Source organism: Nostoc sp. UHCC 0252 (genome assembly GCF_034931145.1).
Classification (GTDB): Bacteria; Cyanobacteriota; Cyanobacteriia; order Cyanobacteriales; family Nostocaceae; genus Nostoc.
Genome location: NZ_JAYGHE010000098.1, coordinates 1 through 4,464 on the forward strand (window position 1 = coordinate 1; position 4,464 = coordinate 4,464).

8 protein-coding genes and 1 pseudogene are annotated in these 4,464 nt (G+C 43.7%); 7 read left to right on the forward strand and 2 right to left on the reverse strand.

The window, feature by feature from the left end:
• Window positions 1-212: 212 nt before the first annotated feature.
• Together VB732_RS32135 and VB732_RS32140 are read right to left on the reverse strand one after the other, a co-directional pair.
• Window positions 213-938 (reverse strand): hypothetical protein, encoded by a 726-nt coding sequence (locus tag VB732_RS32135; protein ID WP_323234919.1) that lies wholly within the window; start codon window positions 936-938, stop codon window positions 213-215.
• Window positions 939-1,070: 132 nt separating this feature from the next.
• Window positions 1,071-1,268: a hypothetical protein gene (locus VB732_RS32140; protein WP_094346567.1), complete on the reverse strand. Its 198-nt coding sequence runs from the start codon at window positions 1,266-1,268 to the stop codon at window positions 1,071-1,073.
• A 111-nt stretch (window positions 1,269-1,379) separates the two neighbouring features.
• Between VB732_RS32140 and VB732_RS32145 the strand changes: the two genes are divergently transcribed.
• The 7 genes and pseudogenes from VB732_RS32145 to VB732_RS32175 form a co-directional block, all read left to right on the forward strand.
• Entirely contained in the window at window positions 1,380-1,544 is a 165-nt protein-coding gene (locus VB732_RS32145) for a hypothetical protein (RefSeq protein ID WP_323234898.1), read from the forward strand.
• Between the two features lie 3 nt (window positions 1,545-1,547).
• Window positions 1,548-2,663 (forward strand): ParM/StbA family protein, encoded by a 1,116-nt coding sequence (locus tag VB732_RS32150; protein WP_323234899.1) that lies wholly within the window; start codon window positions 1,548-1,550, stop codon window positions 2,661-2,663.
• A gap of 3 nt (window positions 2,664-2,666) precedes the next feature.
• A complete protein-coding gene (locus tag VB732_RS32155) occupies window positions 2,667-2,900 on the forward strand; it encodes a hypothetical protein (protein WP_323234900.1) in 234 nt (77 codons plus the stop codon).
• Window positions 2,897-3,121: a hypothetical protein gene (locus VB732_RS32160; RefSeq protein ID WP_323234901.1), complete on the forward strand. Its 225-nt coding sequence runs from the start codon at window positions 2,897-2,899 to the stop codon at window positions 3,119-3,121. Before VB732_RS32155 ends, VB732_RS32160 begins: the two co-directional genes overlap by 4 nt.
• Complete coding sequence (locus VB732_RS32165) at window positions 3,118-3,354, forward strand: hypothetical protein (RefSeq protein WP_185584640.1); 237 nt, start codon at window positions 3,118-3,120, stop codon at window positions 3,352-3,354. The genes VB732_RS32160 and VB732_RS32165 overlap by 4 nt, the downstream gene beginning before the upstream one ends.
• Before the next feature lie 301 nt (window positions 3,355-3,655).
• Window positions 3,656-4,072 (forward strand): hypothetical protein, encoded by a 417-nt coding sequence (locus VB732_RS32170; protein ID WP_323234902.1) that lies wholly within the window; start codon window positions 3,656-3,658, stop codon window positions 4,070-4,072.
• Window positions 4,073-4,083: 11 nt separating this feature from the next.
• A pseudogene (locus tag VB732_RS32175) lies at window positions 4,084-4,464 on the forward strand (hypothetical protein); the annotation flags it as partial.

Here is a 4,464-nt window from a genome sequence, read left to right on the forward strand (position 1 = left end):
ATATACAAGTGTTCAGAAATCGAATCTGGTAAAATTCCTGAGTTGCCGTTTTTTGTGTAGCCAGTGTTACAATTGCTTAACACTCAAAAAGGTTTGATAAGATTACTATTAGGGATATTAATTAGGCAAGCAACCCAATTCCCCAATTCCAAGTGAATAAAAATCAGAAAACCTCGGTATCCCAACGGGACACGGGGTTTTCACCTTTTAGCCTATCTGTACTTGGCTAACCAAGCCCTGACAAACTCGCTTACTTCCTCCTCTTGAATAACAAACGCAGTCCCTTTTCTCCTGAAAGCCAGAATTTTCATACTTCCCACCTCCGAATAAAGATGTTCATTGTGAGTATTAGCCGCCTTGGTAGGAGGCCATAAGACTAAAACTTTTGCTGTGGGAGTCTTTTGAGCTTCACGGGAGGACATCAAAAACTTATCTCTGTTCTTGTTGAGCCACTTCTCGTAATCTGCCAACTCCACAAGTGGGCAGGGTTGCCACAGTTTTAGTCCATTCTTGTCTTTGCGTTTTACCTGTAAAGTCTCTCTAGCTTCGTTGTAGACAATTTCTCTATCTCCTTTTGACCGGATGGAGATAAACAGGTGAGTTATTCGTGGAAATCTCACAAACAAGTCGATAGGGTTGTTGTTCTCTACCGGAAGTGTTGGGAAAACTTGCACTCCTTCGTTTTCAAACTCATGGAAAATTGAGGTTCCTAATTTTTCTAATCGTGCCAGTTTTTGAGTTACTACCAACGGCTTGTAAGCCAATCCAAAAATTAACCAACCTAACGGATGCACGACACCACCCGTACCCAGTGCAAGACCACCAGCCGCTAGAGCAACGGTGGATTGATAGTCTATCGCCTCCCTAATTTTTTCAAATGCTGCTTGGTTGTGCAGTGGGAGTTGAAAATCGCTTGGTAGGTCTTTCACTGTTAACATTGGCGACATCAAAAATAATGATGTGAAATTAATACGATCTGTACCGATACAAATGCTTGACACTGCATTTTTGAACCAATAGCCATTCTAATGGCAGTGACGGCAGTGTTAGCGGGTTGATTTCAGTAATGTTCATGCTGTGTCCTTGCCTTTTTTGGGCGACTGATGTTCGCCATTTTCAACGTATTGCACAACAAATTCAATAATTGCTTCATTCATATTTTTTCCGTTTAATGCACAACTAGCTTTAAACCTGTCCCTTAACTCTCTAGTAGGAAAAGTTACTTTCAATGTTGCGACAGGTTCATCTTTATTTTCTAGCTTACTCACTTGGGATATTTATCGCTAATACATTACTTATCCCAAATTACCCGTTTTAGCAACAAAATACTAAAAACGGGATACTTGGGATTTAAGATGTATTTGCATTAAACATCCCTTATGGGATATAGTATCATCATCAAGCCAAAAACAGCCACTCAACAAAGGCTAGAGTTGCCGGAAAGTGATGCTATGGCTTGCCCCCAACTGGATATCTGGATTTGTCTAGATTTAGCTAAAAATCAACGTCAAGCCAGAAAAATCAAGACTTTAGCAATCATCTGAACCATGACAACGACATACACCAATGCCAAAAACTGGCTAGTTCAAGCAGACTTGTTAGCCAAATCAGGGCTAACTGACCTTATCGCTGGGAAAGACTCAGGTGCAGGGTATGGCAAGGCAATCATCGGTGATTTTTCTATCATGATGCCTGCCGCATACTCACTTGTTCGCAACCGAAACATCATGCACCACGAAACCATCTCAAAAGATGGGGCATGGGTTCGATATGTAGATGGAACGCGGCTTGACTTAAAAGATGTTCAATTCTTCTGGGGCAGTGCGGCTCTAGCGCAAAGTGACCACACCTTGCTACACGAGGATAAGGCGAAAAAAGCAGAACTGGCACTAGAAAGCATTCTTGCAGACTTAGCCGTTCTCAATATTCCCAATGGGATGAAGCTTTCAATTAGTTTGAGCAACCACAACCCAGAACGCTGGGGCCAAGAGATTAAACGCAGAGTTGAAGGGACTCACACCTTTGAACATTTGCACCCTGTAACCCGTTCCATTGTCACCAAGACAGTTGAAATCGTAGTCACAGGCATTTACCCCGAAGGATTTGGAAGCATTGCCCACTGCTTATTCGGTGAAGCAAGTCTAGTACTTGACCCCTCAGAATTAGCGATCGCACTCGATATCGGTTCATCCACTTGGTTGATTACCGTGTTTAACGGTAGCGGTGCAGTGATTGACCGTCACCTGATTGAGGGTGGAGCCGGTGAACTGCATTCGATGATTGCAGAGGCACTAGACAAACGAAACGACCGAGTAAGTCTGCTGTCCAAGGATGTGAAGCACTCGCCCAGCTTGGTGAACCAGGGAATTGTAGAAGGGACTTTCACATACGGCGGCAACCACCTTACAGGCAAGAAGTTTGAAACCGAGTACAGCCAATGTCTAGATGAATGGTGGAGTAACAGGATTGAGAAATTCGCCAACTTTGTGACTGCTGGTAATTATCTAGATCGCGCTAAATACCTTGTCGCCTGGGGTGGGGGTGTTTCGCTGCCAGTGGTGGATCAGAACCTAGCCGCTTTAGGCTTTGTGGTCTTGAATAATCCCCAATTCATCAATGCCTTGGGGTTGAAACTATTAACTCAAATTTCACAGGGAGCCTGATCAATGAATTATGAATCTCGGCGTATAACCATCTCCTACTTAGCAGTAATTGAATTGTGCAAGATGTTTGATTTACCCCAAGATGCACCGACACAAGCACTTTCGGCAGGTGTAGAGAAGTTGATTTTTCAACATGGCAATGTACAACTATCGCCCAAAGTTGAAACAGCGCAATCTACACAACCAAATAAATCGGCACTTAGCGCAATGGTCACTAATTTCAAAGGGGCAGCATGACCAGAACCACATTAAGAAACACGGTTTTAGGCATTGGAGCAACAGCAGCAGCGATCGCTTTTGGCTATTTCGGAGTGCAGCACTTTGGCCGTAACAATATGTTCACCATTGCCGCAGCTGTCGGGGGTGGAGGGGCTATCAGCTATGTACTTCAAAAGCCGAGTCAGCCAGAAGCCCCAACCGCACCGATGAAAACCCAAAGGAAAGGGAAAAAGTCATGAGCGACCAAGAAACCATGCAGACACAGCCAAGCCTAACGACCACCGAAATAATGACCATCATCCTGGGTTGCGAACAGACTTTAAGGTTTGTGCAAGCATCTCCCAATTACAAGCAAATCGAAGCCTCCGAACGGTTCAGTACATCGAATGACTTAAAGATGGGCGATGCTGTGCAAGCTTTGATGGAGATTCACGAAGCGATTCTAAATATCGAGTTCTACTCTCAAGTTTGAGGAACTTATGTTAGAAACGACAACTTTGCAACGTAACCATTTGTACCAATTTCGCGGTCAACAACTGCGCTACAGCCATCGGTCTAATTGTGGAGTCAATGCCCCTTTCATATTCAATGACTCGAAAGGCAAGCGAAAAGAATTAAGTCAAAACCAAGTGCAGAGGGAGGTTTTTGAACTTGTTGAGTTTTGTGAGAACTGATGATGAAGCGATTGCACCGACGACCAATCATTGCAATCGCCCCACTAAGCAGATGTATCTCTCGCCGCAAAACGAAAAGTACATAAGGATTTTAACAGCATGGCACTCGATTACAAAAATCCCAACGATTGGGGACGCTGTTCTTTCACTGATAATGCTTTGAAACTCCAGCAATTTAAGGCTCTTAACCCAACAGCTACGAAGCGCGAAATAAATAGTTTTCTTTGCAGCCTTTACTTACCCCTCACCGGAACCGAATTCTTAGCAACTCATGAAACCATTGATGACCATCCATACTCTGCTGCATTTGGTCAATTCTTGGGTAATGGCATTGACGCGGACATTGCAAATATATTGGCGTTTGGCTGCAACAGATTTGATTTAATCTCTGAAGATTTTGACGACCCCGTAAGGCAACTGGCAACGAGAATCTATAGCCGATTTGAAGAGATGGGTTACTGGGATAAGTTGCCCCAATCATCCAGCAATATCGACTATGACAACATACCTTATTAGGAGGTTCAGTAATGGATTTTGCAATACGTAATCCGGTCGTTGGTCATAGTTCCCATATTGATGAAAAAGCGCAAGCATGGGGAGGGTTTGAGTCTGATATTCTGGGCTATCTTTCCGATATAAATAAGCTAGAGCAGTTTGCCGATTATGCGAATAATGCCCAAGAATTATCTGACAGACTAGAACCATTTTTGGACAACGCCAAGGTGGTCTTTGAGGCGATGGAGAAGCTGACCAAAGGACAAGTAACCTGGGTCGAACTTCGTAAACAATACGGCTCTCATGTAGCGGGTGCTATCGCCAAAATTCGCAAACTTAACTCCGAATTTGATTCGGAGATGAGTAAAATAGATGCCCAAGATAGAGCCGACTTGTTGCGAATTGACCAAAAG